Source organism: Corynebacterium sp. LK26, assembly GCF_014335085.1.
Classification (GTDB): domain Bacteria; phylum Actinomycetota; class Actinomycetes; order Mycobacteriales; family Mycobacteriaceae; genus Corynebacterium; species Corynebacterium jeikeium_D.
In genome coordinates, this window is sequence record NZ_PDHB01000019.1 from 1 (window position 1) to 1,255 (window position 1,255).

At 57.1% G+C, this 1,255-nt stretch carries 1 protein-coding gene; it reads left to right on the forward strand.

The genetic code is table 11. The features are described 5' to 3' along the window. Positions 1-89: 89 nt before the first annotated feature. Positions 90-1,255, forward strand: a 1,166-nt coding sequence (locus CRD13_RS10885; protein ID WP_187400321.1) for an IS256-like element IS3503 family transposase, incomplete at its 3' end; no start/stop codon positions are given.

Genomic DNA, 1,255 nt, shown 5'->3' on the forward strand with positions numbered 1-1,255 from the left:
CCAAAGAATAGCTCCCCGAAAGCTATTACCCACACCATCCCGCACCTCCGGCCACATTTGTGCTAACCGCACACCGGTTGGATTAAAGGATGACCACCAACCGCCCCAGCTGCCCACTATGCGGCAACAACACAAAGAAAAACGGCACCACCAGCAAATCAACCACCCGTTGGCGCTGCACCCACTGCGGACACTCCTTTACCCGCAACACCCAAACCCACAACAAAAACACCGCCACCATGGCTTTGTTCATCCAATGGGCCACCGGCACCCAATCTCTAACCACCTTCGCCGCACACCATGGCGTAACCAGGCAAACCATGCACCACCGATTCCGATGGTGCTGGTGGATCATCCCCACACCCACCATCGACTCATTCCGCATCCATGACCAAATCTTCCTCGACGCGACCTATCTAAAGTCCGGATGCCTCCTGATCGCAGCCAGTAAAACCCACGTCATCAACTGGACCTGGGCCAGACACGAAACCACCGCCGCCTACACCGAACTCCTACGCCCCATTGCCGCACCACTAATCGCAGTCACAGACGGCGGACAAGGTGCCCAATCAGCCATCCACCACTGCTGGCCAACAACACGCATCCAACGCTGCCTCGTCCACGCCCAACGAACAGTCCGCCGCCACACCACCAGCAACCCCCGCACCGATGCCGGCAAAACCCTCTACCGCCTAGCCCTGAAACTCACTCGCATCACCGACCTTGACCAAGCATCCACATGGGTCGCCCACCTGCACGAATTCGACCACACCTACCGGGAATGGATGAACGAGAAAACCACCATCAAAGACCCCGTTACCGGCGCCTACACCAAGGTCTACACCCACCAACGCGTCCGAGCGGCCTATCAATCATTGCTATCTCTGCACCGCAGAGACCTGCTGTTTACCTACCTGCAACCCCCACCAACAACCATCGACCCCGACAACCTTGCAGCAACAACAAACAGCCTCGAAGGTGGCATCAACGCCCCCATAAAAGAACTAGCCCGCAGACACCGCGGACTATCACTACCGCATCAACGCACAGTGATGGATTGGTGGCTGTATCTACATACAGAAGTCCCTGACGATCCGGTCAAGATCGCCAGGGACCAACGATGGGGTCAAGACGCACTTTCCACAGCAACAGACCTGATCACCCACAACACCACAGCCACTACCAATGACATCGGTGCACCAGCAGAATACGACACCGCCATCGACACCAGCTACCAACACAACCTCGGCATCCA